The sequence below is a fragment of the Rhodoferax ferrireducens genome, assembly GCF_031458075.1.
GTDB lineage: Bacteria > Pseudomonadota > Gammaproteobacteria > Burkholderiales > Burkholderiaceae_C > Rhodoferax_B > Rhodoferax_B ferrireducens_A.
In genome coordinates, this window is sequence record NZ_JAVDXT010000003.1 from 125,665 (window position 1) to 152,446 (window position 26,782).

Below are 26,782 nucleotides of genomic sequence, written 5' to 3' on the forward strand. Positions count from 1 at the left end.
AGGACTGGGGATGCGTCCATTCTAGCGATTCACCCCCCTTGCAAGAACGCCGGTTGGCCCCATGGTGGCGCGCATCCTACAATTCAGGGATGAATCTTTCCACGATCTCGGCCCTGTCGCCACTGGACGGCCGCTACGCCGCCAAACTCGCCACCCTGCGCCCTTTGATGAGCGAACAGGGCTATATGCAACGCCGTGTCCAGGTCGAAGTCGCCTGGTTCATCGCCCTCAGCGACGCCGGTTTCGCTGAATTCAAGCCGCTGACCCCGGGCGCGCGTACCTATTTGCTGAACCTGGTGAAGAACTTCAGCGAAACCGATGGCCGCGCCATCAAGGAAATCGAAAAAACCACCAACCACGACGTGAAAGCCGTCGAATACTGGATCAAGTCCAAGTTCGAAGCCCGGCCCGAGCTGCTGGCCGCCGCCGAGTTCGTGCACTTTGCCTGTACCAGCGAAGACATCAACAACACCAGCCACGCGCTGCAGCTCAAGGGCGCGCGCAACCTGGTGGTCCTGCCCGGCCTGGACGCGCTGATCACCAAGCTGCGCGAAATGGCCCAGGCGTTTGCCGATGTGCCCATGCTCAGCCGCACCCACGGCCAGACCGCCAGCCCGACCACCGTCGGCAAGGAAGTCGCCAACGTGCTGGTCCGCCTGGTCGCCGCCCGCGAGAAGATCGCCGGCGTGCCGCTGATGGCCAAGATGAACGGCGCGGTCGGCAACTACAACGCCCACCTGTCGGCCTGGCCGGATTTCGACTGGGAGGCGTTCAGCCGCAAGGTCATCGAAACCCCCGAACCGGTGTCCGAAGCCGGTATCGCCCCCTGGGGCCTGGGCCTGACCTTCCAGCCCTACAGCATCCAGATCGAGCCGCACGACTACATGGCCGAGCTGTTCGACGCCATCGCCCGCACCAACACCATCCTGATCGACTGGTCGCGCGACGTCTGGGGCTATGTCTCGCTGGGCTACTTCAAGCAGCGCCTGAAAGCCGGCGAGATCGGCTCCAGCACCATGCCGCACAAGGTCAACCCCATCGACTTCGAGAACGCCGAAGGCAATCTGGGCCTGGCCAACGCCTTGCTGCGCCATCTGAGCGAAAAGCTGCCGATCAGCCGCTGGCAGCGCGACCTGACCGATTCCACCGTGCTACGCAATATGGGCGTGGCCGTCGGCTATGCGGCGCTGGCCTACCAGTCGCTGCTGACCGGGCTGAACAAGCTGGAACTCAACGAAGAAGCCCTGGCCGCCGACCTCGATGCGTCGTGGGAAGTGCTGGCCGAGCCGATCCAGACCGTGATGCGCCGCTACGGCGTACAGGGCGCCTACGAAAAGCTCAAGGAAGTCACCCGCGGCAAGACCGTCACAGCCGAAGCCCTGCACGGCCTGATCGCCTCGCTGGAAATCCCCGAAGCCGAGAAACAGCGCCTGCTGGCCATGACGCCAGGCAGCTACACCGGCATCGCCGCCGAATTGGCACGCAGGGCTTAGCTCACCCCCAGGCTGCACACTTCGTGTTTTCGCCCACCCCCTTGCAGGGGGCAACACCAGCAGCCTGGCAAAGCCAGTTCTGCGGTGTTCTGGAAGGATTGTTCACCCACGTGCGTGGAACCTGGGCAGTTATATGGTCTTAATGAAACAGGCCGCTGGCGCATATATCACGTGCACTAGTAGCTATAAAAAATAGAGCAAGCAGTTATGGCCCTCAAATCGACGATCTTTAAGGCCAACCTGCAAATTGCAGACATTGACCACGGCTACTACGCCGACCACGCGCTGACCTTGGCGCGCCATCCCAGCGAAACCGACGAACGCATGATGGTCCGCCTGGTGGCGCTGGCGCTGAACGCCTACAAGCTGCAAAGCGTGTGTGGCGGCGACGGCGTGCTGGCGTTTGGCGCCGGCCTTAGCAACCCGGACGATCCGGATCTGAGCCTGCGCGATTTCACCGGCCAGACCAAGCTCTGGGTCGAAGTCGGCCAGCCCGAAGACAAGCCGCTGATCAAGGCCTGCGGCAAGGCCGACCAGGTGCTGCTGTACCCGTTCAGCTCCTCGGCCGACATCTGGTGGCGCGGCATGGAGTCCAAGCTGTCGCGCCCGCAGAACCTGCAGGTCTGGCGCGTACCGACCGAGGCCTCTCAGGCCCTGTCGGCGCTGGCCGAACGCAGCATGCAGCTGCAGGCGACGGTGCAAGAGGGCGCCCTGACCCTCAGCAGCGAAAAAGGCAGCGTAGACGTAGAGTGCGTCCGCTGGAAATAGCTCCCATCGCTCTATTTTTGAATACGTTTTAGGCCGCTAGCGCTTATTTCATCTGCGCCAGCAGCTACTCAATCTATAGCAGGCAAGCGGCCTTCGGCGGCACGCTCTGCATAGCGGTTGAAGCGCCAGGAGCTGCCTTCCTGGGTGATGCGGCGCCAGGTGGCGCGCTTGGCGACCGGGTCCATGGCGGGCCAGAGCTGCACTTCCTCGAAGGTCCGGCCGCAACCTTTGCACAGGGCATCGCCCTGGAAGGTCGAGCAGATGGCGATACACGGGGTGTCGGGCGTGGTCTCGTACCAGGCTAGCCAGGCGGCGCGGGCCTTGGGCGGCATGCTGGCTTCGTCGGCCTCGTCTTCGTGGTGATAAACCAACAGCGCATACACCTCGGCCAGAGCGCGTAATTCGGCACACAGGGTGATGCCGTCGGGCGACGGCTTTTGGGCCCGCCAGTAGTTGATGGCGGCTTCGATGTCGGTGATGTGGATTCCGGCCATGGACAAGGATCAGGGCGAGGGTTGGCAAAGGGAGGGTGATTGTGCTCTAATCGCCGGCTGAAGGGGAGTAGCTCCCGCCCGCAGCCAATAGCGGGCACCCACTGGTCGTCAATACGTTGCCCCGCAAGGGCTTCCGGCCTGAGGGGCATCTTACAGATGCCGAGCAAGACCTTCGATACCCACCTGCAATGGCTGGGGTCGAAGTGCTCCCAGGCGGCTCACCCGCCCACACACTCCCGATCTCACCGTTTGCGGTTACCCCACAACGCAACGGAGTGTTTTTCATGGAATTTTTATCCGCCCCCTGGTGGTCTGCCCTGCTGGCGATCATTTTGATCGACCTGGTACTGGCCGGCGACAACGCCATCGTCATCGCCCTGGCCGCGCGCAACCTGCCGCCGCATCTGCAAAAGAAAGCCATCATGTGGGGTACCGTCGGCGCGATTGCCGTGCGCTCGGTCATGACCATCGGCGTGGTCTGGCTGCTGAAGATCCCCGGCCTGATGCTGGTCGGCGGCCTGGGCCTGCTGTGGATTGCCTACAAACTGCTGGCCGACCAGGGCAGCGAGGACGGGCATGACGGCCCGGTGGTCAGCACCTTCTGGGGCGCGATGAAAACCATTCTGGTGGCCGACGCGCTGATGGGCGTGGACAACGTGCTGGGCGTGGCCGGTGCCGCCCATGGCGCCTTCGATCTGGTGGTGATCGGCCTGCTGGTCAGCGTGCCTATCGTGGTGCTGGGCAGCACCGTGGTGCTGAAGCTGGTGGAGCGCTTCCCGGCCATCATCCAGATCGGTGCCGCCGTGCTAGCCTTTACCGCTGCCAAGATGATCGTCGGCGAACCAGTGCTGGCCTCGGTGTTTGGCCCTGCCGCCCCCTGGAGCACCGCCGCCCATTGGGGTGTGTACGCGGTAGCCGTTGCCGGCGTGCTGGCCACAGGCAGCTGGAGCGCTCGACGTAAAGTGCAAGCCACGGCCTGATCCGTGGTCCATGCGGTCCCGCAGAAGCGGTATCCTTGGCCGCATGAAACTTCTACTCAAATGGCTGCTCAGCGCAGCCGCCCTGCTTCTGGTGGCCCATCTGTACAGCGGAGTGCAGGTGCAGAACTTCACCACGGCGCTGATCGCGGCGCTGGTGATCGGCCTGCTCAATACCGTGCTGCGGCCGGTGCTGGTGGTGCTGACCCTGCCGGTCACGGTGCTGACCTTGGGCCTCTTCCTGTTTGTGCTGAACGCGCTGATGTTCTGGTCGGCATCCGGCCTGCTGGCCGGCTTCCATGTGACCGGGTTTACCGCGGCCCTGATCGGCTCGCTGATCTATTCGGCACTCGGCATCGCTATCGACTCATTTGTCTAGCTTGTCCTGGGCCTGCTGTTTCAGCAGCGCCTGGGTTTGCCGCGCGCGGGTGTCGATGATCGAAGCCTCGATATCGTCTACCGGCCCACTGCCTGCCGGTGGCTTGCGCGCCCAGTCTTGCGCGGCGCGGAAGCGGTCCATCGCCCCCGCATAGTCCAGCCGGGCCACCTGGGCCTCGGCCTCGGCGCGGATCGCGCGCAGGGTCTGGCCTTGCGCGGTATAGGCGGCGGCCAGCAGCTGCCAGGCCGTGCCGTCGCGCGGGTGCAAGGCCACCCAGGGCTGTAGGCGGGCGATCGCCTCCGCCGCCTTCCCGCTGCGGGTACGTATCTGCGAACCCAGCAACAGCTCGGGCCGGCCCGGGGCCTGCAGGTCCACCAGCGCCGCGGTGGCGGGCAGATCACCGGCCGTCCATTCGATTTCGGCCGCCAACAGACGGGCGATGCGGGCGGCGGCGGCATGGGGTTCGACCAGGGCCTGTAGTCGCGCCACCAGGCCGCGGGCCTGGGCAAAGTCGCGCTGGCGCAGGGCCGACAGCGTGCCGGCATACAGCACGCCGACGCTGCGCACATCCATGGCCGGGCCGGTGGGTTTGGCACCTTTGGCCTCGCCGACCCAGGCGCGCAGCATGTCCACGCCGGGGTTGCCCAGCACCCGGGCGCGGGCCGCCATCATGGCCTGCACGGGGCTCTGTGGCGTGGGCGTAGGCCGCGCGTCCAGCGCCTGGCGCGACTGCATATCGGCGATGCGCTCGGTGGTCAGCGGGTGGCTGCGCAAATAGGGGAACGAGCCGTTGTCGCTGATGCGCGAGGCCTGCTGCAGCTTTTCGAACATGCTGACGAAGCCCAGCGGGTCGAAGCCAGCCTGCGTCATCACGCCGTAGCCGATGCGGTCGGCCTCGCGTTCCATGTCGCGCGAGAAGTTCAGCTGATTTTGCACCGCCGCCGCCTGGCCGCCGACGATCATGGCGTTGGCGGCGTCGGGGTTCTTGCTGGCGGCCAACGCGCCCAGCACCATGGCGCCGATCATCCACGGGGTTTGCCGGCTTTGCGAGTCCATCATCCGGGCGATATGCCGCTGGGTCACGTGGCTGAGCTCATGGCCGAGCACCGAGGCCAGCTCGTCGTCGCTGGTGACCACGCCGATCAGCCCCAGGTGCAGGCCCAGGTAGCCGCCGGGCACGGCGAAGGCGTTGATGGTGCGGTCGGCCCCCATCAGCACCTCCCAGGCGAAGCGCTGGTCCAGCTCGTCGGTCAGCTCGCCGCGCTGGCGGGCCGCCGCCAGCAGCGGTTGCCAGATGCTTTGCACGTACTCGACCAGGATGGCGTCGTCGATGTAGTCGGGGTCGCGGTAGATCTCGCGGGCAATGCGCTCGCCCAGGCGGCGCTCGGCACTGGTGCCCATGCTGTTGCCGTCGCCCAGGCTGGGCAGCTCGGCCGCCGGGGCGGCGCGCGTCTGCGCCAGACCAGGCACGGGAGCCAGCAGCGTGATCGCTATCAAAAACAGAGCTGCCGGCGCACGGTACGCATGCACCAGACCCTTATTCTGTATAAAAAGCTTGTTCAAAATGAATCCAATGGCAGAAAGGCGAGGGGCTGCGCGGTCTGCAGGTCGACAAAGACCGTCCAGTAGGACTTGCGCCCTATCAGCGGCAGATAGCCCAGGCGGTCGGCACTGAGCCCGGTAGCGGCTACGGTGCGGCCGATGTCGGCGGCACTGCTGGCGAAGCGACCGCTGAGCTCGGCCACCGGCTTGGCCGCTTTGCGTACATCGGCCTGGCCGGCGGCATAGCTTTGCCAGACATCAGGCCGGGCGGCGATGGGTACGCCCCCCATTTCGGCCAGCGCCAAGTCCCACTTTTCGGCCCCGTCCTTGAAGGGGCGCAGCGACAACAGCGTCGGACGCCACAACGGCAAGGCGGTGATGCCGGCAGGTGTCTGGCCCAGCAGTTCACGCGGCACTTCGGCCGCATGCACCACCCGAAAGCGATTGACTTCAAACACCAGGTGCACCGGACGGGCCTCGAACACCGTCCACATGCCGTAGCCCAACCCGCCCAGTTGCAACAAGGCGATGGCGGCCAGGTCGCGCCGCAGCACTGGCCAGGGCTTGACGCGGTCGAAGATAGCCAGGGTCAGCAGCGGACCGAGCACCACATCCACCGCCACCACCAGCAAGAAAAGCTCGCGTCCTCCCGATATCTCCCGGTAAGGATAGGGATACCACAGGCCAAACACCACCAGGCCCGCCAGCAAGGCCACGCCCAGGCAAATCCCGATGTGGATGCCCGCCGCACGAAACCGTTCTTTCCAGTTGACCATAACCTTATGATGCTTGAGATGAGTGAAGTTTCTGTAAATCCTGGATTGTGACCCGCATGACGACCCTGACGCATTTTGACGCCCACGGCCAAGCCCATATGGTCGATGTGGCCGCCAAAGCCCATACCCACCGCACGGCCGTGGCCACCGGCCGGATCGACATGCTGGCCGCCACGCTGGCGCTGATCGAGAGCGGCAGCGCCAAGAAAGGCGATGTGCTGGGCATTGCGCGCATCGCCGGCATCCAGGCGGCCAAAAAGACCAGCGACCTGGTACCCCTGTGCCATCCGCTGGCCCTGACCCGGGTGGCGCTGGAGTTTGCGACGCTGACCGAGCCGCCATCGGTACAGTGCACCGCCACCGTGGAGACCGTCGGCCCGACCGGGGTGGAGATGGAAGCCCTGTGCGCGGTGCAAGTCGCCCTGCTGACCATTTACGATATGTGCAAAGCTGCCGACCGGGGCATGGCTATCCAAGGCGTACGGGTGGTAGAAAAGCACGGCGGCAAGTCGGGGAGCTTTGTGGCGCCATGAAGCACATTGACCGGCAAGATCTGATCCGCGAACTGCTGGAGACTTTCGACCCCGGCAACCCGGCTCTGCCGCAGAACGGCGAACAGCGCCTGCAGGCGATCGGCACGGCCATCGACCGCGCCACGGTGCACGCCCCCACCGACAGCGAGACCCGGCGGGTAACGATTCTGCTATCCGACCTGCGCGGCTTCACCGCGGTGGCCGAGCAATTTACCGCCATGGAGATGGTGACGGCGCTGAACCGCTACCTGGAGCGCATGACCGAGATCATCGTGCGCCACGGCGGCTGCATCGACAAGTTCATGGGCGACTCCATCATGGTGCTGTTCGGCGCGCCGCTGCCGCTGGACAACGACATCGAGGCCGCGCTGGCCTGCGCCATCGAGATGCAGCTGGCCATGGACGACATCAACGCGCAGAACCTGTTGCACGGCATGGCGCCGCTGTACATGGGCATAGGCATCAACACCGGCGAGGTGGTGGTTGGCCATCTGGGTTCTCGGTTGCACAGCGAATACACGGTGATCGGCGACCAGGTGAACCTGACCTCGCGGGTCGAGGCGCACAGCCTGCGCGGGCAAATATTGCTGAGCGAGAACACCTACCAGCAGGCCAAAGACTACATCGACATCGGCGACGTCAACGAGGTACAGGTGAAGGGCAAGCGCGGCAGTGTGCGGATGGTCGAATTGCTGGCCCTGCGCGGCGCGCATCCGATGACCGCGCCCCAGCGCGAGGTACGCAACAGCCCGCGGGTCGAGGTGAACATGCCGCTGGCCTACCAGGTGCTGCGGGGCAAATCGGTGCTGCCCCGGGAGCACACCGGCCGGATCGTCGACCTGGGCTACGGCGGCATGTTCGTCGTCAGCCCGGACGGGCTGGAGCCGTTTGACGACATCAAGATCGCGCTATCGCTGTCGCTGATGGGCCGCGAGTTGACCGAGATTTACGCCAAGGTGCTGCGGGTGACCAAGGTCGAGGAGGGGTACATGTTCCCGGTGGAATTCACCTCCATCGAGGCCAAGGCCCAGCTGGCGATCAAGGAATACGTCGACAGCATTGTGGAAGGCAGCACCCGCTGACGGGCCTACGGCGCTGGCGGATGGTCAGCCATCCAGTCAGCATAGGCATCGGGAAACGCTTCCTTGAAGCGGGCCAGATGGAAGGCCGCAATGTCATCGCGCCCTAGCAGCAGCGCGCTGTCGATCACCCGCTCCACCACCCGGGCCTCGGGAGAGAAATGCAGCAAGTCCAGCGCCAGACGCAGCTGTGCGGCCGCATTCTGCGGCGTCAGCGGTGTCACGGAGAGCTCGGCAAACCGGACCTGGCTCTGGAACAGCCGGGTGTCGCGGATCTTGTTCAAGGTGTCGGTCTGGTAAGCCGGATCGCGCGCCTCGGGCGCCAAATAGATCTGGCTGATACGGTGGTAGTCCCAGCCCGCATAAGCGCACACCGCTATTAAAAAAGTAGCTGCCCCCACATATCCCACCTGCACCAGAGGCTGATTCTTCATAAATGCCGCTGGCGGACGCCGCCACAACAGCAGCACACACAGGCCGACGGCGATCTGGAACGGGCCGTACCACAGCGGATATTCCAGCAGGCTGTGCAAACCAATCACCGCCAGCACCGACCAAGCCATCTGCCGGGTGGCGTCCGTCTCGGCCCAGGGCCGGGCACGCAGCACCCATACCGTCAGCAGGCCACACAGGGCCAGCGCCGTCGGCACACCCAGCTCCACCGCCAGATGCAGCGGCAGGTTGTGGGCGTTATCCAGAATGTCGCAAAACCGCGGGCCATCGTACAAAGTGATGTAGTGCGCATAGTCGAGTTCGCCCCAACCCCAGCCGAACCAGGGGTGCTCGGCGATCAAAGTGAGTACGTTGCGCCACAGCGTGATGCGGCTGGAACAGACTGCGTCACCGGCTTGCAGGCGGGCCCAGGCACCGCTGGACCAGGGGTCCAAGCCAATCACCATAGGCAAGGCCAGCAAGCCAAAGGCGTAAGCAAGCACGTACCCCACCACCAGACGCGCTGCCGGTTGGCGATAGCCCCCCCATAGGCCAACAAGAGCCAGCAGCATCACGATCTGGAATAAACCTGTGCGTGACGAAGACACCGCGTTGCCCACCGCCAGCAACACTGCCAAGCCCAGTGGCCCGCCTCGTAGCATCAAAGTCATGTTCGGTGGCTTAACTTGTACCAGCCACCACAACAATGCCGCGAAGGCGATGCTGGTTAGGCTCGCATACTGGTTTCGCTGCCGCAAATTGCCAAACGCCTCCCCCAGCGACGCCACATTTACCCAAGGGGAGAGCTCTGCACTCAAGCCGAAATACTGGACCAGACCAATCGCACTGCTCAGTCCGCCCGCAAGCAACCAAGCGCTGGCCGCCACCTGGGGCCAATCCAGGCGCGACGCACGCAGCCACGTCGGCCAGAACGCCTGCAGAAGCATTAGCACCGCCATTGCACCACAGGAAATCAACCAAGGGATAACCGCTGAAGTTGGGCCAGGCGCAAAAGGGTTAAGCCAGGGAACGACAAGCAGAGCACACGCAAACCAGAATTTCCAATCAATAGGGCCAAGCGCACGCATTAATAAAGCACCCGAAGTTCGTTATATTTTTCGGATTCAAAAGATACTTTCAAGGCATAGGCCGTAGGGATGGATGCCGGGCAGGAATCGACCACGTCACCGCCGCAATAGCGGGCTCAGTATGCGATAAATTAATCCATATCCGCTGTAAATCCTGAAAAGACCCCTTCGGTAAAACATTTTCCATCTTGCCTATCCATTCGTAAGCCTCTTCCGTTCGATGGCGATAGGCCAGTGCTTTCGCAAGGTTCAACATATTTGAGGGTGTTGGAAAGCTGCTTGTGATTTTTTTTAATTTTTGCAAATCATCCTCACTTATATTCGAGTCAACATCCTTTCGCGCATAGCGAATAAATTCTGCCAAATCATCCAACAAGATTACATCCGGAAATTCACCGGCCGGCAAGTTACCAACACGGGCCATCTCTAAGCGATAAGCCCTAAAACTAGCATCAACCCGAAGATAATCTCTAACAATAAAACTCAACAAGGTAAAAATTAATAAAAACATTAAAAATACAGTCCATCGACTCATCTTAAATATTATTCTATTATGCTGACTTTGATTCAGCATACCCATCACCAATCCCGTTGGCAAAAGAAAATAGGCATGATGCAAAGGTAGTTCCAGCATTGCATGAATTCCCACAGAAGAAACAAATGCCACTAAAATAGCATCGTATTTATTTGATATCTTCTTTAGCGAACCAATTATCCATATTGACAAATAAACTGCAACAGCACTTCCAAGAGGAATGCCACACCAAAGAATTAAATCCAAAAATAAATTGTGGGATTGAAGAAAAAATGCAGTCAAATTTGCATGGTCTTGTGCAACCGCCAATTGCGCAACGGCCAATCGATTCCAACCGTAACCCCACCATGGATTTTTGACAACTGCATCCAAGAACAAACTGTAGGCTTTAAGCCGCAACTGCGTGGAAGCCCCGCCCAAAGAGGCGGAACGAATCTCTACGTCAAGACCCAATATGTTGCTGAAATATTGCAATAAAAATGTGCAGGCGACAAAGTATAAAAAAAGCAACGTTACCGCTTGAGGCACTCTAGGTGACGGCCATAACTTTCTCCAAATCCAACTCGCACACATTATCCAAAATAATGCTAAAAATGCCATTCTAGATTGAGTCATCACTATGCCAAACAACAAAATCATCGCTGTGGCAATAGCAAATATAAATCCAATCTTTTTTCTACATATTCCCCAGGCACACGCTAACAGCCCCCAAATTTGCAGAGTAGCCAGTTGGTTGGGTTGACCTAAATTCGCAGAGGGACGGCCGGGTGAAAACTCAGCGGACCAAACCTCCAATTGGTCAAAATCGAATGATATGCCTAACCATTGCCGCAACTGCAAGCCGACAGACACCATGGCGGCAATTCCAATGGCTAGAAATAAACCGTCGGCAGCCATATTCGGCGTGGCCGCTTCCCAGCGAGAACCGACCAAAAGCGAACACAAAAAACCTAATAAATAGGCAGTGCACACCCATGCTTGACCCGCATATGGAATCATTCCCGCAAAAAATTGTACGAATGGCATGAATGAGAGTAGCGCCACAACTACAGGCAGAGCATACCAATCGACCTTCTCACGGGATCGCACGATGACAGCCAACCCCGCAAAAGACAACATTGCAGCCACCCAAGCATCGGTATGGAATGTAGCCCACGGATAATAATGGTTGGGAATGAGCCATGCCATTGCCAGCAATGGAACCCACAAACTTAACCAAAGAGGAGGAAGCGGCTTTTTCAAAATGAAATTTTTTCAGTTTTACGGCAACAAACACTACTTAATACAAGTGTTTTAGACATAAAAAAAGCCCCCCGAAGGAGGCCTTTAGGCAAGTTTTTATCAAACGCCTTGGCAGCTAGCAGGACGGTATTTAGCAGTAACGGTACCAGAGCAAATCCAGATAACTTGGCCAGTTGTCGAAGAATACGTACCAACCAACTGGATATTAGAGCCAGTAATTCGAGCTTCACCTTGGGCGGTAGCCGTTACGATCCCGTTCGTTGTTGCAGAAGTCGTGTAAGAAACCGCGCTCACATATTTGGAAACTTGATTATTCACAGTTGCACTAGCAACATCCGGCATTTGACCAAAAACCTGTGCGGCCTCAGAAATGGAGGTCTTGGCAGAAGAAGCCGCCAAAATAACCTCAGAAACCTTCGCTCGCACGGTGTAATCTTGGTATGCAGGCAAAGCTACTGCAGCCAAAATACCAATAATTGCCACCACAATCATCAATTCGATGAGGGTAAAGCCTTTTTGTAAAGATCGTTTCATTAATAAGCTCCAAAATAAGTTAAGACGAAACAAATAAGCAGTTATCGTGCCAGGTACAAAAAATTTATAAATGCGAAATGTGATGAAAATGCCACCCAGTTTCGCCCTTTATTTTAGAGCCCCCCCCGCAAAGACGGACATCATTGTCAACTTTTAACTTTGAAAGAAATAGAGTGACATTTTTGTCACTCTATTTTACACATCCAACTCACACCTCAAACGCCTGCCCCGCCTGCAACCAACGGATGTCATGGGAAACAACTCGATCTGTAGGAAACATTGCGTCAAACTGAGCGATCTCATCCATGATCAACTCTGTCTCAAAAGGTTTAGTGTGAGTGATGAAGATGGGAAATTGCTGCTGTTCGCCAATCCCGTCCAGCTCATTGGCCAACGTAGCTGGAGATAAATGCAAGCTGCGACGAGCGAGTTCCTTTTCCCTGTTACTGAATGCCGTTTCAATCACCAGCATAGCCACATCAAGTTGCTCCAGTCGCAACCAGAAGGCAGGGTTGCGCTCGGTATCACCGGTAAAGACCCAGCATGGGCCTCCGCCTGACACGGCATAGCCGACGGCCGGGACGGTATGTACAGCAGGTAAAGCTTCGATGCTTTTACCAGCGATACAGGTTATTTGCCCTACTGCGATTTCGTGAAAACTGATAAATGGTGCGACGGCAGAGGGGATCACACTGAAGTCTGGCCAAATCACATTATTAAAAATATGCGCTTTCAGTGCAGTAATGGTGCCACCCAGGGCGTAAATTTTCAGTGCTTCCGTCCTCTGGGAGGCCACAGCGTCCACCATCAGCGGCAGCGCGGCCACATGGTCCAGATGGGAGTGGGTGAGGAAAACGTGATTGACCGCGCACATTTCATCCAGTGTAAGGTCACCGACTCCGGTGCCCGCATCGATCAGCACATCCGAATCGATAAGGAAAGACGTGGTCCGGCAGTCTTTCGCGATGGCGCCGGAGCATCCCAGCACGCGGACCTTCATGGGCATACCTTTTATATAAGCTCAAATTAGCGGGGCCATCTCGATCAAAATCTGACGGCAACTGAGACATCGAGGCTACCTCGCCTGCCAAAGGCAAAAAAGGTATTTTTTCTCATTCTGAAACAGAAAATAAGCGCTTTACAGTTCGTTCACCATTTGAAATGCAGAATTGCACGCCATCTTCTGACACAAGTGATGACGCTTATCGAGGCTCTGACAATGTTTAAGGCTGGATGAACTGCATTTGCGTACCCGCAAGCTGCAACACATCGCTATGTTTGAGCGACACCGGTGTAGCGCCAATCGGCGCACCATTCAGCATGGGCTGTTCGGCGCCTTCGACATGCACCACGACGTATCCGTGAGGGCGTCGGGTAATCGCCGCCACCGCTACCCCAGGTTTACCTAAAGTAGTAACTACTTTGGTCAAGGTCACTTCACGCCCTGCAGCAGCACCTGTCAACACCTTGATCGCTGCATGGCTATGGGCTGCGAGCTCCGCACCGGCGAGAGGTGTAGGAGCAGAGTGGTCGGACGCTCGACGGGTGTACTGCACCGGCCCCGTCGCCAAAGGCACTCCGCTGACCACGCCCGGCCGCGTCGTAAAGGCCCTCTCCAAGCCAGCTTCTGCGCCTTCATGGATGAACTTGAGCTTGTATTTCCCGACTTCCACCAAATCGTTGTTTTGCAGAACCTGTTTGCGGGCGGCCTTGCCGTTGATATAGGTACCGTTGGTGCTATTGAGGTCTTCCAGATGGACTTCCTGCCCCACCATCAGGACGACCGCATGCTCACCGCTGACCGCCAGATTGTCGATAACGATGTCGTTGTATGGCCGACGCCCCAAAGTCGTACGGTCTTTGGTCAACTGTACTTCTTTGATGACCACTCCATCGATCGAAACGATCAATTTGGGCATGGTCGGCTCCTGTGTCTGTTCATGGACTTGGCACCCGTAAAAATCTAGCTTCCTAATAGCCGGGACACCAGTCCCCGTTTTTTGGAACCGGCCATGGCTTGCACCAGCAAGACTGTAATGTTATCCCGTCCGCCGTGTGCATTGGCGATGCTGACCAGTTGGATGGCTTTTTGTTCTAGCTCGGCATCGGTTTCCATGATACGGGCGATCGGGGTATCTTCAACCATATCAGACAAGCCATCGGAACACATCAAGTACACATCGCCCTCTTCTACGACATGCTCATGTACTTCCAGCAGCACGGTATCTTCAATACCCAGTGCGCGGGTCACCAGATTCTTGTTCACTGAAATAGCCGCTTGGGCCGGCGTAATCAGACCCGCATCCAGTTGCTCTTGTAGCAAAGAATGGTCTTTGGTGATTTGTACTAAGGCGTTGTTGCGGAACCGGTAACAGCGCGAGTCGCCAATATGGCCTAACAGCAGACGGGAATCCTGGAACACGCCCACCACCAGCGTGGTGCCCATGCCTGCATATTGCTCATGTGTGTTGGCCGCCGTAAACACGGCCAGATTGGCGTTGTGCACGCAAATATCCATGGCGCGCCGAACTTCCTTACCATTAGCCTGGAGGCCTGCGTCCAGCAACCAGCGCCCTAGTTCCGTTTGGATAAAGGCGGTCGCCATACTGCTGGCAACCTCGCCTGCGTTGTAGCCACCCATGCCATCCGCCAAGACGGCGACCCCGCTGGGCGCGTCAAAGGCCACGGCATCTTCGTTATTTTCACGCAGAAGGCCGGGGTGGGTTTGCGTGCAGAACTCGTAAATCATCTTGTTGTCAGGCTAACTTCAGGGCAGCAAACTACCGTATGCAGAGGACGGGATCATAGTCTGCCGCGGTATGCGGTCGATCTGACACATCGACATGCGAAATTACGCAATTTTGATATATTTTGTTACAAATGACACATAAAAACAGCCCCAATGGGGCTGTTTCACTGAGCACAGAGGAGCAGGTCAGGGTTAGTAAGCGATAAACCGCAAATCAGACGGCCTCAGCCGAAGGTTTGCGCTGCATGAATTTCCCCACGGCCAAGACAATCAAAGCGCCAGCGATGCCAAATGCATAGTGCCAGTTCTTGTCTTGCGGCAGGTACTGGACCAAAGCTGGATCGCTGTGCGCCATGGTGCCGGCAATCCAGCCCAGCAACATGCCACCCACGGTAATGATGAACGGGAAGCGGTCCATCAGCTTCAGCACGATCTGGCTACCACCCACAATGATGGGGATGCTGACCAGCAGACCGAAGATCACTAGCGGCAACTGGTGCGCCTCACCGGCCCCCTGGGCCGCACCCGCGATCGCGATCACGTTGTCGATGCTCATGACCAAGTCGGCCACGATCACGGTTTTCACCGCACTCCACAGCTTGTCGCTGGCCTGGATGTTGTCATGACCACCATCCTCCTCAGGCACCAGCAATTTGACGCCAATCCACAGCAGCAAAATCGCGCCCACCAGCTTGAGATACGGCACTTGCAACAGTGACAGCGCAAAAGCGATCAGCACCACGCGCAACACAATTGCGCCCACCGTACCCCACAAGATGCCCTTGGTACGTTGCTTGGCAGGCAAGCCCCGGCAAGCCAGGGCAATGACAACGGCGTTGTCCCCCCCCAGCAGGATGTCGATCATGATGATTTGGCCGACAGCCAGCCAGAAATGGGCTGTGAGGAATTCTTCCATGGTGGTCCTTAGCGTAACAGCTCGTACGGGTCCGCCTGCGCGTAGCGTCTAAGCAAAAATCTGATTGTCCCCTAAACAATTCAGGCCTGGCACTGTGGATAACCGCAATACCAGGCCTGTCGAGGGAACGTCAGGACTGGCAGACCCGATGGCCGTGCCAGACCTTGGCGCGTGTCCGCCTTACTTGAGCAAAGCCTTCAGCAACTTGGCCATTTCAGAAGGATTGCGCGTGACGGTGAAGCCACACTCTTCCATCACCGCCAGCTTGGCATCGGCCGTGTCGGCGCCACCGGAGATCAGCGCACCGGCGTGGCCCATGCGCTTGCCGGGAGGCGCGGTCACGCCAGCGATGAAGCCAACGATAGGCTTCTTCATGTTCAGCTTGCACCAGCGGGCTGCTTCGGCTTCGTCCGGACCACCGATTTCGCCGATCATGATGACCGCATCGGTATCTGGATCGTCGTTGAAAGCCTTCATCACGTCGATGTGCTTCAGACCGTTGATCGGGTCGCCACCGATACCGACAGCGCTGGACTGGCCCAGGCCGATTTCGGTCAGTTGGGCCACAGCTTCATAGGTCAGCGTGCCAGAGCGCGAAACCACGCCAATCCGACCCTTGCGGTGGATGTGGCCGGGCATGATGCCGATCTTGATTTCGTCAGGCGTGATCAGGCCAGGGCAGTTCGGGCCCAGCAGCAGGGTCTTCTTACCGCCAGCAGCTTCCTTGGCCTTCATGCGGTTGCGCACTTCCAGCATGTCCTTGACCGGGATGCCTTCGGTGATACAGATAGCCAGGTCCAGGTCGGCTTCAACCGCTTCCCAGATGGCTGCCGCTGCGCCAGCGGGTGGCACGTAGATCACCGACACGGTGGCGCCGGTATCTGCAGCCGCTTCCTTGACCGAAGCGAAAATTGGGATGCCGAAAATCGATTCGCCAGCCTTCTTGGGGTTCACACCCGCGACGAAAGCATTCTTACCGTTCGCGTATTCCTGGCACTTTTCGGTGTGGAACTGTCCGGTCTTGCCGGTAATACCTTGGGTGATGACCTTGGTGTCTTTGTTGATGTAAATAGACATTGCTTATTCCTTAGGCAGCTTTGACCGCAGCAACCACTTTTTCAGCCGCTTCGGCCATGGTGTCTGCACTGATGATGGGCAGACCGGATTCGGCCAGCATCTTCTTGCCCAAGTCTTCGTTGGTACCCTTCATGCGTACCACCAGTGGCACGGACAGGTTCACGGCCTTGCAGGCGGTGATCACGCCGGTGGCGATGGTGTCGCACTTCATGATGCCGCCGAAGATGTTGACCATGATGGCCTCGACCTTGGGGTTCTTCAGCATGATCTTGAAGGCTTCGGTGACCTTCTCGGGGGTGGCACCGCCGCCCACGTCCAGGAAGTTGGCCGGCTCTGCACCGTACAGCTTGATGGTGTCCATGGTGGCCATGGCCAGGCCAGCGCCGTTCACCAGGCAGCCGATGTTGCCGTCCAGGCTGATGTAGGCCAGGTCGAACTTGGAAGCTTCGACTTCGGCTGCATCTTCTTCGTCCAGATCGCGGTAGGCCACGATTTCTGGGTGGCGGAACAGCGCGTTCGGGTCGAAATTGAACTTGGCGTCCAGCGCCATCAGGTTGCCCTTGGAGTCGCAGTTCAGCGGGTTGATTTCCACCAGCGAGGCGTCGGTCTCCATGTAGCACTTGTACAGCTTGGCGAAGATGTCGACAGCCTGGTCGACCGAGCCACCGGTCAAGCCGATGGCCGCGGCGATCTTCTTGCTCTGCTCGGTCGTGATGCCGGTCAGTGGATCGACGTACTCGGTGATGATCTTCTCGGGCGTGGCGTGCGCCACTTCCTCGATGTCCATGCCGCCTTCGCTAGAAGCGATAAAGGCAACCTTCTGCGTGGCGCGGTCGGTGACCAGCGATACATACAGTTCATTCTTGATGTCGGCGCCGTCTTCGATATAGAGGCGGCGAACCTTCTGGCCTTCAGGGCCGGTCTGGTGCGTCTTGAGCTGCATGCCGAGGATCTCGCCGGCCAGCTTCTTCACGTCATCAATGGTCTTGGCGACCTTGACGCCGCCGCCCTTGCCGCGGCCACCAGCGTGGATCTGTGCTTTGACAACCCAGACCGGGCCGCCGAGTTTTTGGGCGGCTTCCACCGCTTCTTGCACTGTGAATGCCGGAATGCCCTTCGGCACTGGCACACCAAAATTGCGCAAGATTTCCTTGCCTTGGTATTCGTGAATCTTCATGAGGGCTCTCTCAGGAATGGATGGGGTTTCTACTCGTCTGTCTTGTATAAGACTGGCGTGCTGCGTTCTGTCAGCCCGCGAATGTATCATGTTGCAGCGCACAACACCTTACAACCATAGGCCCACCATGCCCAAAGTCTTTATCGATGGCGAAGCCGGTACCACCGGTCTTCAAATCCGCGAACGCCTGCAATCGATGCCGCAGATCGAGTTGGTCAGCATCGCCCCCGAACTGCGCAAAGACCCCGCCGCCAAGCGCGCGCTGATGGCCGAAGTGGACTTGGTCATCCTCTGCCTGCACGACGATGCGGCCATCGCATCGGTGGCCATGGTCGACAGCCTGCCGGGTAAAAAGCCCAAGATCATCGACGCCTCCACCGCCCACCGTACCGCACCCGGCTGGGTCTTCGGTTTCCCCGAACTGGCGCCCGGCCAGCAAGAAGCCGTGGCCAAAGCGGACCGTGTCGGCAACCCCGGCTGCTACGCCACCGGCGCCATCGCGCTGATCCGCCCGCTGGTGGATGCCGGCCTGCTGGCGCCCGATGCGGCTCTGGCCCTGCCTTCGGTCAGCGGCTATTCGGGCGGCGGGCGCAGCATGATGGAAGCCTATGAAAAGGGCGAAGCGCCGCTGTTTGAAATCTACGCACTCGGCCTGCAGCACAAGCATCTGCCGGAAATCATGCGCTACACCGGCCTGACGCGTCGGCCGATTTTTGTGCCCTCGGTGGGCAACTTTGCGCAGGGCATGCTGGTGCAATTGCCGCTGCATCTGGACCTGCTGCCCGGCCAACCGAAAGCCCAAGATCTGCACGACGCCCTGGCACGCCACTACGCGGGCAGCGAATGGGTGACGGTGGAAGCCCCGGGCGACAGCGGCAAGCTGGATGCCACGGCCCTGGTGAATACCAACAAGATGGAATTGCGGGTGTTTGGCAACGAAACCCACCGCCACGCGGTGCTGATTGCACGCCTGGACAACCTGGGCAAGGGCGCCAGCGGCGCTGCAGTGCAAAACCTGAAATTGATGCTTGGGTTGTAAGCCGGCGCTAGCTATTACTTTAATAGCTGGTGGCGCAGGTATTGGCTGCGCCACAGCCCTTAAAGGCTTGAACTTCTAAAAACCGTCTTCCGCCTCGTCACTGCCGGCCACCACGCGGCGTACCGCATCGGACGAAAAGCCCCGCGCCAGCAGAAACCGCTGCTGCTTGCCGCGGGCTGCGGCGTCTTCGGGCGGGCTGCCGAACTTCTTGCGCCAGACCTCGCGGGCCCGGGCCAGCTCGGTCTCTTGCAGACCCGCCACCGCGTCCAGCACCGCACCCGGGTCCAGGCCCTTGGTCTGCAATTCCTGGCGGATGCGGGCCGCGCCCAGCTTGCTGGCACGCCGGTAGAGCACCGAATCCACCACCCGCTGTTCGTTGATGAAATCCTTGGCCTGCAGCTCGTCCAGCGCCTGCGCCAGCTCACCCGGATGTTCCTCAAACACCGCCAGCTTGCGCTCCAGCTCAGCCCGCGAATATTCGCGGCCGCTGAGCAGGCGCAAAGCCCGGCCTTTCAGGCTGATGGGCGACAAGCTTTTGCTCGGTTGGAACGCCATCTGCTATCTCTTTAATAGCTGCTAGCGCAAATACTACCTGCGCCAGAGGCCTGTTTATGCCTCAACCTTGGCTTTTTTCACTTCCTTGACTTCCTTGGCCTCTTCCGGCGCGGCCAGGATCAGCGGGATACCCAGCGACTCACGCACCTTGTTCTCGATCTCGGTCGACAGGCTGGGGTTCTCGCGCAGGAATTCGCGGGCGTTATCGCGGCCCTGCCCGATTTTTTCGCCGTTGTAGGCGTACCAGGCGCCGGACTTTTCGATGATCTTGGCCTCCACACCCATGTCGATGATTTCGCCGTGGCGGCTGATGCCCTCGCCAAACAAGATGTCGAACTCGGCGGTTTTGAACGGGGGCGAAACCTTGTTCTTCACCACCTTGACCTTGGTTTCGTTACCGATGGAATCGTCGCCCTTTTTGATGGTGCCGGTACGGCGGATGTCCAGGCGCACCGAGGCGTAGAACTTCAGCGCATTGCCGCCGGTAGTGGTTTCGGGCGAGCCGAACATCACGCCGATCTTCATGCGGATCTGGTTGATGAAGATGACCATGCAGTTGGCCTTCTTGATGTGGGCGGTCAGCTTGCGCAGCGCCTGGCTCATCAAGCGGGCCTGCAGGCCGGGCAGGCTGTCGCCCATTTCGCCTTCCAGCTCGGCCTTGGGGGTCAGCGCCGCCACCGAGTCGACCACGATCAGGTCCACCGCGCCGGAGCGCACCAGGGAGTCGACGATTTCCAGCGCCTGCTCGCCGGTATCGGGCTGGCTGATCAGCATTTCCTGCAGGTTCACACCCAGGTTTTGGGCGTATTGCGTGTCGAGTGCGTGCTCGGCATCGACGAAGGCGCAGGTGCCGCCGAGCTTCTGCATTTCAGCGATAACCTGCAGGGTCAGCGTGGTTTTGCCGCTGGATTCCGGGCCGTAGATTTCGATGACGCGGCCGCGTGGCAGACCGCCGACGCCCAGCGCGATGTCCAAACCCAGCGAACCGGTGGAGACGACCTGGATGTCCTCGATCACCTCGCCCTCGCCCAGACGCATGATGGTGCCCTTGCCGAACTGCTTTTCAATCTGCGCCAGCGCGGCCTGCAAGGCCTTGGCTTTTTCTGCGACGGCGGCAGCGGTCGGTGCGGGTACGGGGGTGCGGGCGGTGGGGTTCATATCGGGTCTTTCAAAATCAAAGGGTTTAACCGCTGTACCGCCTGCTATTAACAACAGGCTGGATGCTTGAACAGTAGTTTATGTGCGCCATAAATTTCTGCAATAGATTTATTAGTCAGTTTGGCTTACCATTTACCAATGGCAGATTTGGCACCCGAACCCGGCTGGCGCGAGACCCATCTGGGGCGCATGATGGAGGCCGCCCTGCGCCGCTTCGACGCCCGCGTGCTGGAGCTGATGGCCCGCAATATCGAGGTGCCGCTGGCGCTGAGCAACCTGGCGGCGCGCGCCCAGGTGGGCGCCGCCCACATCCACATCACCCGGCATCTGCCGCTGCAGGGCGCGCGCCTCACCGAGCTGGCGGCCCAGGCCGGCATGAGCAAACAGGCCATGGGCGATCTGGTCGACCAATGCGTGGCCTGGGGCATGGTGGCGCGCGAACCCGATCCGCTGGACGCGCGGGCCCGGCGCGTGGTGTTCACCGCCACCGGCCTAGTCTGGCTGCAGGCGTTCCAGGATGCCGTGGTCCAGGCCGAAGCCGAATTCCACCAGGCCGTTGGCCCCGAGGTGGCAACCGTGGTGGCGCTGGGGCTGGAAGCGTATGCGACCTAAAATCGGCCCGTAAAACAAATGCCGCACACAGCGGCAAAGGAGACAAGGATGCGCATCCTCATTGCGGAAGATGACCAGGTACTGGCAGACGGCCTGCTGCGCGGCTTGCGGGCCTCGGGCGCGGCGGTAGACCATGTCTCCAATGGCAGCGAGGCCGATACCGCCCTGCTGACCCACCATGAATTCGACCTGTTGATCCTGGACCTGGGTCTGCCCAAGATGCATGGGCTGGAGGTGTTGAAGAAGCTGCGCGCCCGCGGCTCCTCGCTGCCGGTGCTGATACTGACCGCCGCCGACAGCGTGGAAGAACGCGTCAAAGGCCTGGACTACGGTGCCGACGACTACATGGCCAAACCCTTTTCGCTGCAGGAGCTGGAAGCCCGGGTGCGCGCCCTGGCGCGTCGCGGCGCGGGCGGCGCCAGCAGCAGCATCCAGCACGGCCCGCTGGTGTACGACCACGCAGGGCGCATGGCCACCATCGACGGCAAGCTGGTCGAGCTGTCGGCCCGCGAACTGGGCCTGCTGGAGGTGCTGCTGCAGCGCGCTGGGCGGCTGGTCAGCAAGGAGCAACTGATCGAGCGCCTGTGCGAATGGGGCGAAGAGGTCAGCGTCAACGCCATCGAGGTCTACATCTACCGGCTGCGCAAGAAGATCGAGAAAGGCCCGATACGCATCGCCACCGTGCGCGGCCTGGGCTACTGCCTGGAAAAGATTGCGCCGTGATTTACGCCGTAATGTGTGCCTTGAATGTTACATAGCACATTACTATTGAAACATAAGCCCCCAAAGACAAAACCTACAAAACTTTTTATAATTGCGTCCATGCGTATGTCCACCCAAGCTTTGATCCTCTAGAAACCTTCCGATTTTTCGGAGGGCTTATGCGCCTGGCCGGAACCCACACAACCCCGGCAATTTGTGCGGGGTTTTTTGCTTTCTGGACCCGTGTTTTTAAGGAATTTCCATGCACACCTTTGACAAGCTGATCGCCGCAATTCATCCGCACCAGTGGATGGTGGGCTTGCGCTCGTCCATTGGTGTCGCTGCCGACGCGCAAGACATAAACCGCTAGCTGCGGGATTTTTTCAAGGCTGAGGAACAGCCATTGAAACCCCTGGCCAGCATTGAGCAGGCCAGGGGTTTTGTCTTTAAGGAACATAGTATGAACACGCGACAACTTCGCAACATCGGCATCATCGCCCACGTCGACGCTGGCAAGACCACCGTCAGCGAACGGGTGCTGTTCACCACCGGCGAAATCCACCGGACCGGTGAGGTACACGACGGCAACGCCACCATGGACTACGACCCGCAGGAGCGGGCGCGCGGCATCACCATCAACAGCGCCGCCACCACCGTGGCCTGGCGCGGCCACCAGATCAACCTGATCGACACGCCCGGCCACATCGACTTCAACATCGAGGTCAGCCGCTCGCTGCGCGTGCTCGACGGCGCGGTCGTGGTGTTCGACGGCGTGGCCGGCGTGGAGCCGCAGACCGAGACCAACTGGCGCCTGGCCGACCAATACCATGTGCCGCGCATCGCCCTGGTCAACAAGCTGGACCGCACCGGCGCCGACTTTGCGCGCGTGGTCGCGATGATCGCCGAACGCCTGGGCGTGCAACCCCTGGTGCTGCAACTGCCGATAGGCCAGGAAGCCGAATTTGCCGGCGTGGTCGACCTGCTGAGCATGCAAGCCCTGTACTGGCCCCCCAACGAACGCGGCCAGCCCACACTGACGCGCGCCGCCATTCCCGCCAACATGCAGCAAGCCGCCGAGGCGGCGCGCCGCACCCTGGTTGATCTGGCCGTGGAACAGGACGACGCCGCGCTCACGGCATATCTGGATGGCCAGGCCGTGCCCGACGACAGCCTGCGCGACTGCATCCGCAAGGGCACGCTGACCCGCGCCTTCGTGCCGGTGCTGGCCGGCGCAGCCTTGAAGAACAAGGGCATAGAGCCCTTGCTCGACGCCGTGGTCGACTACCTGCCGGCGCCCGAAGACCGCGCCAGCGATCTGCCATCCGGTGACGGTTTTGCGGCCCTGGTGTTCAAGGTTGTGCACGACGAGCACGGCACGCTGAGCTATCTGCGCGTCTACCGTGGCGAAGCCCATGCGGGCACCCAGGTGCTGAACGCCAACACCGGCCAGCGCGAGCGCTTGTCGCGCGTGGTGCAAATGCATGCGGACCGGCGCGAGGAACTGGCACTGGCGCAAGCCGGCGACATCGTGGCCGTGGCCGGGCTGAAGAACAGCAAAACCGGCCACACGCTCACCGACCCGGCGCAGCCGGTGCTGCTGGAGGAAATCCACGCGCCTGAGCCCGTCATCTCGATGGCGGTGGAGCCGCGCTCGCGCGAAGACCAGGACAGCTTCTCGCGCGGCCTGCACACGCTGGTCGACGAAGACCCGAGCCTGCGCCTCGGCCAGGACGACGAAACCGGCCAGACCCTGCTGTCCGGCGTCGGCGAGCTGCAGCTGGAAGTGACGTTGGAAAAGCTGCGCAGCCGCTTCGGCGTGACCGTGCATACCGGCCAGCCCCAGGTAGCGCTGCGCGAGACCATCAGCCGCCCGGCCCAGGTGCGCCATCTGCACAAAAAGCAGAGCGGCGGCCCCGGCCAGTACGCCGAGGTGGTGCTGCGCATCGAGCCGCTGGAGCGCGGCGGCGGCCTGCTGTTTGAGAGCGCCGTCACGGGCGGGGCGATTCCGAAGGAATTCATCCCCAGCGTGGAGCAAGGCGTGCGGCGTGCGGCCCTGGCCGGCGTGCTGGCCGGGCATCCGGTGGTGGATGTGCGGGTGGTGCTGGAAGACGGTAGCTTCCACGAGAAGGACTCGTCGACCCTGGCGTTTGAGGCCGCCGGCATGCAGGCCTTTACCCAGGCCCAGCGCAGTGCCGGGCCGACTCTGCTGGAGCCGGTGATGGACGTGGAAGTCACCACGCCGATGGACCATGTGGGCGACGTGATTGGCGACCTGAACCGCAGGCGCGGCCATGTGCGCAGCCAGGACCAGCGCGGCAACGCGGCGGTTGTGCGCGCCATGGTGCCGCTGCAGACGCTGTTTGGCTACATCGGCAGCCTGCGCGCGCTGACCGCCGGACGCGCCAGCTACACGATGCAGTTCGACCACTACGCCGAGGCGCCGCGGCAAGTGCCGGCACACGCCTGAGCCTGACAAGGGCGAACCGCAAGGTTCGCCCTTTTTTATGCATGAAATCAGCAGCTAGCGCATATTTCACCTGCGCCAGCAGCTATCTAAACAGTAACAGAACCCTGCCACTGCCGTACATAGGCCGGCACGTCGCCGGGCCCGGGTGCGTCCTCCACCGGCGCAGCCTGGGTCTGCACCAGCGGCAGCACACCCGTCCACACCGGAATGCCCATGTCCTCCGCATCGTCGATGGGCGGGCCGCTGCGCAGCTTGCACACCGCCTCATCCAGCGCGATGCGCATCACCGTGGTGGCGGCGAATTCCTTGTCGTTGCCGCGGCGGATTTCCGCATTCCGGCCCGGCGCCAGCTTGTCCATGAAGGCATCCAGCGCGGCGCGTTTGGCAGCGTCTTCGGTCACGCGTTCAAAGCTGCCGTAGATCACGGCCGAGCGGTAGTTCATCGAATGGTTGAAGGCCGAGCGCGCCAGCACCAGGCCGTCCACATGGGTGATGGCCACGCAGGCCTGGGTGCCGCCGGCCAACAGCTTCAGCAGGCGGCCGCCGTTCGAGCCGTGGATGTACAAATGCTCGCCCTCGCGCCAGCAGGCAGTGGGGATGTTGTGCGTGCCCTTGTCGTCCACGAAAGCGATGTGGCACACATAGGCTGCATCGATGATGGCGTGCAGCGTGCTGCGCTGGTAGTCGGCGTTCTCGGCAATCCGGCGGATGCGGGTGCGTGCGCTGGGCGGCGCAACGGCGGTGTCGGTCATGGGGCGGGTTTCCAAAAGAAGAGTGAAAGGCAGCGCACTATAATTTTTACTGGCTCTAAAAATAGAACCAGAAGTCATTAATTTTCTAGAACCACGATTCATTTATAAACCCCAATGACGTGCGCCACGGCTCTCACTCCAGGAACCCATGGGGCCGGCTTTGCCGGACCATCGGGTTCGCCCCCTGAAGGGGGTTGGCGAGAGCGACACGAAGTGCGCGAAGCCTGGGGGGGGAACCATGTAAGGCCACGATGGACTACGCCGTACTGTTCGCACAATTCAGCCAGGCCCATGCGCAGCACGGCTGGCCGCGCCAACGCCTGCTGCATGCCTGCCTGCGCGCGGCCATCCGCAGCGGCACGCTCGGCGCCGGCACGCGCCTGCTGGCGACGCGGCAGTTGGCCAGCGACCTGGGTGTGTCGCGCAACACCGTGCTGTACGCGTACGAGCAGTTGGCCACCGAAGGCTATGTGCAGCCGGATCGGCGCGGCACGCGGGTGGCGGACGTGGCCGTCGCCCGCCCAGCCGCACGGACGCGCCCGGCCCAGCCGCCACCCACCCTGTCGCGCCGTTCCCAAACGGCAGAGCCGCTGCCCGAAGCGCATTTGATGGGCGCCTTCGTGCCCGGTGTGCCCTCGCTGGTCGACTTTCCGCTGCCGGCCTGGCAGCGGCTGATGGACCGGGCCTGGCGTGCCACCTCTACCGTGCAGCTCAACTACGGCGGCCCGGCCGGCCAGCCACTGCTGCGCGAAGCGATTGCCGAGCATCTGCGCGCCTCGCGCGGCGTGGTCTGCGAGGCGCGCCAGGTGTTCGTCACCGACGGCACGCAAAGCAGCCTGGACCTGTGCGCCCACGCCTTCGCCGACGCCGGCGACACCGTGTGGCTGGAAAACCCCGGCTACCGCGGCGCGCTGACGGCGTTCAAAGCCGCCGAGCTGCGGGTCCACGGCATTCCGGTGGACGTGGACGGCATGGCGCCCAGCGCTGACGACTGGCGCCAACATGCACCGAAGCTGGTCTACGCCACGCCCTCCCACCAGTACCCGCTGGGCAGCGTGCTGAACCTGCCGCGCCGGCTGGCGCTGATCGCCCAGGCCCAGGCTGCGGGCGCGCTGCTGATCGAGGACGATTACGACAGCGAATTCCGCCACGACGGCCCGCCGCTGGCCGCCATGCAGGGCCTGCTGCCGGATGCGCCGGTGCTGTACCTGGGCACCTTCAGCAAGACCATGTTTCCGGCGCTGCGCATTGGCTTCATCGTGGTGCCGCAGAACCTGGTGGCGCCGCTGGAGCGGCTGGTGACGCAGTCGGTGCCACGGGGCCGCGCGGCCGACCAACTGGCGCTGGCGGAGTTTCTGCGCAGCGGCCAGTTCGCGACCCATCTGCGCCGCATGCGCCGCCTGTACCGGCAGCGGCGCGATGCGCTGCACAGCGCGCTGGAGAAATATCTAGGCGGCGTAGCCCAGGTCTATGGCGGCTCGGCCGGCATGCACCTGGCGCTGGGCCTGGATGCGTCGATTCCGGATGTGCTGGTCAGCGCCCAGGCCTTGCAAAAAGGCATCGTCGCGCACCCGCTGAGCGCCCATGCAGTAGGCGACAGCGGGCCGGTGTGGAACGGGCTGATGCTGGGCTACGCCCAGGTACCGGCAGAGCAGATGGACGCGGCGGTGAAGAAGCTCGCGGCCATCGTCCGCAAGCAAGGCTGA

26 protein-coding genes and 1 pseudogene are annotated in these 26,782 nt (G+C 60.9%); 11 read left to right on the forward strand and 16 right to left on the reverse strand.

Annotation, left to right across the window (positions count from 1 at the left end):
* Window positions 1-89: 89 nt before the first annotated feature.
* Together purB and J2X19_RS16025 are read left to right on the forward strand one after the other, a co-directional pair.
* A complete protein-coding gene (gene purB / locus J2X19_RS16020; RefSeq protein ID WP_116608454.1) occupies window positions 90-1,493 on the forward strand; it encodes an adenylosuccinate lyase in 1,404 nt (467 codons plus the stop codon).
* 207 nt (window positions 1,494-1,700) lie between these two features.
* Window positions 1,701-2,261: a YaeQ family protein gene (locus J2X19_RS16025; protein ID WP_116608455.1), complete on the forward strand. Its 561-nt coding sequence runs from the start codon at window positions 1,701-1,703 to the stop codon at window positions 2,259-2,261.
* A gap of 68 nt (window positions 2,262-2,329) precedes the next feature.
* Here J2X19_RS16025 and J2X19_RS16030 read toward each other — a convergent pair whose 3' ends face one another.
* Window positions 2,330-2,755, reverse strand: coding sequence for a DUF3717 domain-containing protein (locus J2X19_RS16030; protein ID WP_310375339.1), 426 nt, complete (start codon window positions 2,753-2,755; stop codon window positions 2,330-2,332).
* Window positions 2,756-3,039: 284 nt separating this feature from the next.
* On the opposite strand from J2X19_RS16030, the gene J2X19_RS16035 reads away from it, so the two are divergent.
* Both J2X19_RS16035 and J2X19_RS16040 read left to right on the forward strand, forming a co-directional pair.
* Complete coding sequence (locus J2X19_RS16035) at window positions 3,040-3,735, forward strand: TerC family protein (RefSeq protein WP_092757436.1); 696 nt, start codon at window positions 3,040-3,042, stop codon at window positions 3,733-3,735.
* Between the two features lie 43 nt (window positions 3,736-3,778).
* A complete protein-coding gene (locus tag J2X19_RS16040; protein ID WP_092757435.1) occupies window positions 3,779-4,111 on the forward strand; it encodes a phage holin family protein in 333 nt (110 codons plus the stop codon).
* Here the strand turns inward: J2X19_RS16040 and J2X19_RS16045 are convergent.
* Both J2X19_RS16045 and tfpZ read right to left on the reverse strand, forming a co-directional pair.
* Complete coding sequence (locus J2X19_RS16045; RefSeq protein WP_473198104.1) at window positions 4,100-5,641, reverse strand: M48 family metalloprotease; 1,542 nt, start codon at window positions 5,639-5,641, stop codon at window positions 4,100-4,102. The genes J2X19_RS16040 and J2X19_RS16045 overlap by 12 nt on opposite strands.
* Window positions 5,642-5,670: 29 nt before the next feature.
* Window positions 5,671-6,429 (reverse strand): TfpX/TfpZ family type IV pilin accessory protein, encoded by a 759-nt coding sequence (gene tfpZ / locus J2X19_RS16050; protein ID WP_310374741.1) that lies wholly within the window; start codon window positions 6,427-6,429, stop codon window positions 5,671-5,673.
* A 56-nt stretch (window positions 6,430-6,485) separates the two neighbouring features.
* On the opposite strand from tfpZ, the gene moaC reads away from it, so the two are divergent.
* A complete protein-coding gene (gene moaC / locus J2X19_RS16055; RefSeq protein WP_310374744.1) occupies window positions 6,486-6,962 on the forward strand; it encodes a cyclic pyranopterin monophosphate synthase MoaC in 477 nt (158 codons plus the stop codon).
* Window positions 6,959-8,044 (forward strand): adenylate/guanylate cyclase domain-containing protein, encoded by a 1,086-nt coding sequence (locus tag J2X19_RS16060; RefSeq protein ID WP_310374746.1) that lies wholly within the window; start codon window positions 6,959-6,961, stop codon window positions 8,042-8,044. Before moaC ends, J2X19_RS16060 begins: the two co-directional genes overlap by 4 nt.
* Window positions 8,045-8,049: 5 nt before the next feature.
* Here J2X19_RS16060 and J2X19_RS16065 read toward each other — a convergent pair whose 3' ends face one another.
* The 10 genes and pseudogenes from J2X19_RS16065 to sucC all read right to left on the reverse strand — a co-directional run bounded on the left by J2X19_RS16065 (window position 8,050) and on the right by sucC (window position 17,791).
* Window positions 8,050-9,144, reverse strand: coding sequence for a PglL family O-oligosaccharyltransferase (locus tag J2X19_RS16065; protein ID WP_310375343.1), 1,095 nt, complete (start codon window positions 9,142-9,144; stop codon window positions 8,050-8,052).
* A 33-nt stretch (window positions 9,145-9,177) separates the two neighbouring features.
* Window positions 9,178-9,561 (reverse strand): annotated as a pseudogene (locus J2X19_RS16070) (pilin glycosylation ligase domain-containing protein); the annotation flags it as partial.
* A gap of 49 nt (window positions 9,562-9,610) precedes the next feature.
* Window positions 9,611-11,338, reverse strand: a complete 1,728-nt coding sequence (locus J2X19_RS16075) for a PglL family O-oligosaccharyltransferase (protein ID WP_310374748.1) — start codon at window positions 11,336-11,338, stop codon at window positions 9,611-9,613.
* Between the two features lie 99 nt (window positions 11,339-11,437).
* Complete coding sequence (locus tag J2X19_RS16080; RefSeq protein WP_092757429.1) at window positions 11,438-11,872, reverse strand: pilin; 435 nt, start codon at window positions 11,870-11,872, stop codon at window positions 11,438-11,440.
* Window positions 11,873-12,080: 208 nt separating this feature from the next.
* Entirely contained in the window at window positions 12,081-12,872 is a 792-nt protein-coding gene (locus J2X19_RS16085) for a 3',5'-cyclic-nucleotide phosphodiesterase (protein ID WP_310374750.1), read from the reverse strand.
* A gap of 223 nt (window positions 12,873-13,095) precedes the next feature.
* Entirely contained in the window at window positions 13,096-13,791 is a 696-nt protein-coding gene (locus J2X19_RS16090; protein WP_116608463.1) for an FHA domain-containing protein, read from the reverse strand.
* Between the two features lie 44 nt (window positions 13,792-13,835).
* Window positions 13,836-14,621: a Stp1/IreP family PP2C-type Ser/Thr phosphatase gene (locus tag J2X19_RS16095; protein WP_116608464.1), complete on the reverse strand. Its 786-nt coding sequence runs from the start codon at window positions 14,619-14,621 to the stop codon at window positions 13,836-13,838.
* Between the two features lie 214 nt (window positions 14,622-14,835).
* A complete protein-coding gene (locus J2X19_RS16100; protein WP_116608465.1) occupies window positions 14,836-15,537 on the reverse strand; it encodes a TerC family protein in 702 nt (233 codons plus the stop codon).
* A gap of 180 nt (window positions 15,538-15,717) precedes the next feature.
* On the reverse strand, window positions 15,718-16,614 hold the full coding sequence (gene sucD / locus J2X19_RS16105) for a succinate--CoA ligase subunit alpha (protein WP_092757424.1): 897 nt from the start codon (window positions 16,612-16,614) through the stop codon (window positions 15,718-15,720).
* Between the two features lie 10 nt (window positions 16,615-16,624).
* Window positions 16,625-17,791, reverse strand: coding sequence for an ADP-forming succinate--CoA ligase subunit beta (sucC, locus tag J2X19_RS16110; protein ID WP_310374760.1), 1,167 nt, complete (start codon window positions 17,789-17,791; stop codon window positions 16,625-16,627).
* A gap of 127 nt (window positions 17,792-17,918) precedes the next feature.
* Here sucC and argC point away from each other — a divergent pair, with 127 nt between their 5' ends.
* Entirely contained in the window at window positions 17,919-18,830 is a 912-nt protein-coding gene (argC, locus tag J2X19_RS16115; RefSeq protein ID WP_310374762.1) for an N-acetyl-gamma-glutamyl-phosphate reductase, read from the forward strand.
* Between the two features lie 75 nt (window positions 18,831-18,905).
* On the opposite strand, the gene recX is transcribed toward argC, so the two are convergent.
* Window positions 18,906-19,385, reverse strand: coding sequence for a recombination regulator RecX (gene recX / locus J2X19_RS16120; RefSeq protein WP_116608468.1), 480 nt, complete (start codon window positions 19,383-19,385; stop codon window positions 18,906-18,908).
* A gap of 54 nt (window positions 19,386-19,439) precedes the next feature.
* The gene (recA, locus tag J2X19_RS16125) at window positions 19,440-20,543 is read right to left on the reverse strand and encodes a recombinase RecA (RefSeq protein WP_310374764.1); all 1,104 of its coding nucleotides are present in this window, start codon (window positions 20,541-20,543) and stop codon (window positions 19,440-19,442) included.
* Window positions 20,544-20,681: 138 nt separating this feature from the next.
* On the opposite strand from recA, the gene J2X19_RS16130 reads away from it, so the two are divergent.
* The 3 genes from J2X19_RS16130 (at window position 20,682) to fusA (ending at window position 24,324) form a co-directional block, all read left to right on the forward strand.
* Window positions 20,682-21,155, forward strand: a complete 474-nt coding sequence (locus J2X19_RS16130) for a MarR family winged helix-turn-helix transcriptional regulator (protein ID WP_310374766.1) — start codon at window positions 20,682-20,684, stop codon at window positions 21,153-21,155.
* Between the two features lie 48 nt (window positions 21,156-21,203).
* Window positions 21,204-21,878: a response regulator gene (locus J2X19_RS16135; protein ID WP_092757418.1), complete on the forward strand. Its 675-nt coding sequence runs from the start codon at window positions 21,204-21,206 to the stop codon at window positions 21,876-21,878.
* Window positions 21,879-22,317: 439 nt separating this feature from the next.
* A complete protein-coding gene (fusA, locus tag J2X19_RS16140; protein ID WP_310374769.1) occupies window positions 22,318-24,324 on the forward strand; it encodes an elongation factor G in 2,007 nt (668 codons plus the stop codon).
* Window positions 24,325-24,410: 86 nt separating this feature from the next.
* Here the strand turns inward: fusA and J2X19_RS16145 are convergent, their stop codons facing one another.
* Window positions 24,411-25,076 (reverse strand): pyridoxamine 5'-phosphate oxidase family protein, encoded by a 666-nt coding sequence (locus tag J2X19_RS16145; RefSeq protein WP_310374771.1) that lies wholly within the window; start codon window positions 25,074-25,076, stop codon window positions 24,411-24,413.
* A 251-nt stretch (window positions 25,077-25,327) separates the two neighbouring features.
* Here J2X19_RS16145 and pdxR point away from each other — a divergent pair, with 251 nt between their 5' ends.
* The gene (pdxR, locus tag J2X19_RS16150) at window positions 25,328-26,782 is read left to right on the forward strand and encodes a MocR-like pyridoxine biosynthesis transcription factor PdxR (protein ID WP_310374773.1); all 1,455 of its coding nucleotides are present in this window, start codon (window positions 25,328-25,330) and stop codon (window positions 26,780-26,782) included.

Bases quoted from the DNA above. Each gene is read 5' to 3' on its own strand.
- purB (WP_116608454.1), top strand. From the start codon at position 90: ATGAATCTTTCCACGATCTCGGCCCTGTCGCCACTGGACGGCCGCTAC.
- J2X19_RS16025 (WP_116608455.1), top strand. From the start codon at position 1,701: ATGGCCCTCAAATCGACGATCTTTAAGGCCAACCTGCAAATTGCAGAC.
- J2X19_RS16030 (WP_310375339.1), bottom strand. From the start codon at position 2,755: ATGGCCGGAATCCACATCACCGACATCGAAGCCGCCATCAACTACTGG.
- J2X19_RS16035 (WP_092757436.1), top strand. From the start codon at position 3,040: ATGGAATTTTTATCCGCCCCCTGGTGGTCTGCCCTGCTGGCGATCATT.
- J2X19_RS16040 (WP_092757435.1), top strand. From the start codon at position 3,779: ATGAAACTTCTACTCAAATGGCTGCTCAGCGCAGCCGCCCTGCTTCTG.
- tfpZ (WP_310374741.1), bottom strand. From the start codon at position 6,429: ATGGTCAACTGGAAAGAACGGTTTCGTGCGGCGGGCATCCACATCGGG.
- moaC (WP_310374744.1), top strand. From the start codon at position 6,486: ATGACGACCCTGACGCATTTTGACGCCCACGGCCAAGCCCATATGGTC.
- J2X19_RS16060 (WP_310374746.1), top strand. From the start codon at position 6,959: ATGAAGCACATTGACCGGCAAGATCTGATCCGCGAACTGCTGGAGACT.
- J2X19_RS16065 (WP_310375343.1), bottom strand. From the start codon at position 9,144: ATGACTTTGATGCTACGAGGCGGGCCACTGGGCTTGGCAGTGTTGCTG.
- J2X19_RS16080 (WP_092757429.1), bottom strand. From the start codon at position 11,872: ATGAAACGATCTTTACAAAAAGGCTTTACCCTCATCGAATTGATGATT.
- J2X19_RS16085 (WP_310374750.1), bottom strand. From the start codon at position 12,872: ATGAAGGTCCGCGTGCTGGGATGCTCCGGCGCCATCGCGAAAGACTGC.
- J2X19_RS16090 (WP_116608463.1), bottom strand. From the start codon at position 13,791: ATGCCCAAATTGATCGTTTCGATCGATGGAGTGGTCATCAAAGAAGTA.
- J2X19_RS16095 (WP_116608464.1), bottom strand. From the start codon at position 14,621: ATGATTTACGAGTTCTGCACGCAAACCCACCCCGGCCTTCTGCGTGAA.
- J2X19_RS16100 (WP_116608465.1), bottom strand. From the start codon at position 15,537: ATGGAAGAATTCCTCACAGCCCATTTCTGGCTGGCTGTCGGCCAAATC.
- sucD (WP_092757424.1), bottom strand. From the start codon at position 16,614: ATGTCTATTTACATCAACAAAGACACCAAGGTCATCACCCAAGGTATT.
- sucC (WP_310374760.1), bottom strand. From the start codon at position 17,791: ATGAAGATTCACGAATACCAAGGCAAGGAAATCTTGCGCAATTTTGGT.
- argC (WP_310374762.1), top strand. From the start codon at position 17,919: ATGCCCAAAGTCTTTATCGATGGCGAAGCCGGTACCACCGGTCTTCAA.
- recX (WP_116608468.1), bottom strand. From the start codon at position 19,385: ATGGCGTTCCAACCGAGCAAAAGCTTGTCGCCCATCAGCCTGAAAGGC.
- recA (WP_310374764.1), bottom strand. From the start codon at position 20,543: ATGAACCCCACCGCCCGCACCCCCGTACCCGCACCGACCGCTGCCGCC.
- J2X19_RS16130 (WP_310374766.1), top strand. From the start codon at position 20,682: ATGGCAGATTTGGCACCCGAACCCGGCTGGCGCGAGACCCATCTGGGG.
- J2X19_RS16135 (WP_092757418.1), top strand. From the start codon at position 21,204: ATGCGCATCCTCATTGCGGAAGATGACCAGGTACTGGCAGACGGCCTG.
- fusA (WP_310374769.1), top strand. From the start codon at position 22,318: ATGAACACGCGACAACTTCGCAACATCGGCATCATCGCCCACGTCGAC.
- J2X19_RS16145 (WP_310374771.1), bottom strand. From the start codon at position 25,076: ATGACCGACACCGCCGTTGCGCCGCCCAGCGCACGCACCCGCATCCGC.
- pdxR (WP_310374773.1), top strand. From the start codon at position 25,328: ATGGACTACGCCGTACTGTTCGCACAATTCAGCCAGGCCCATGCGCAG.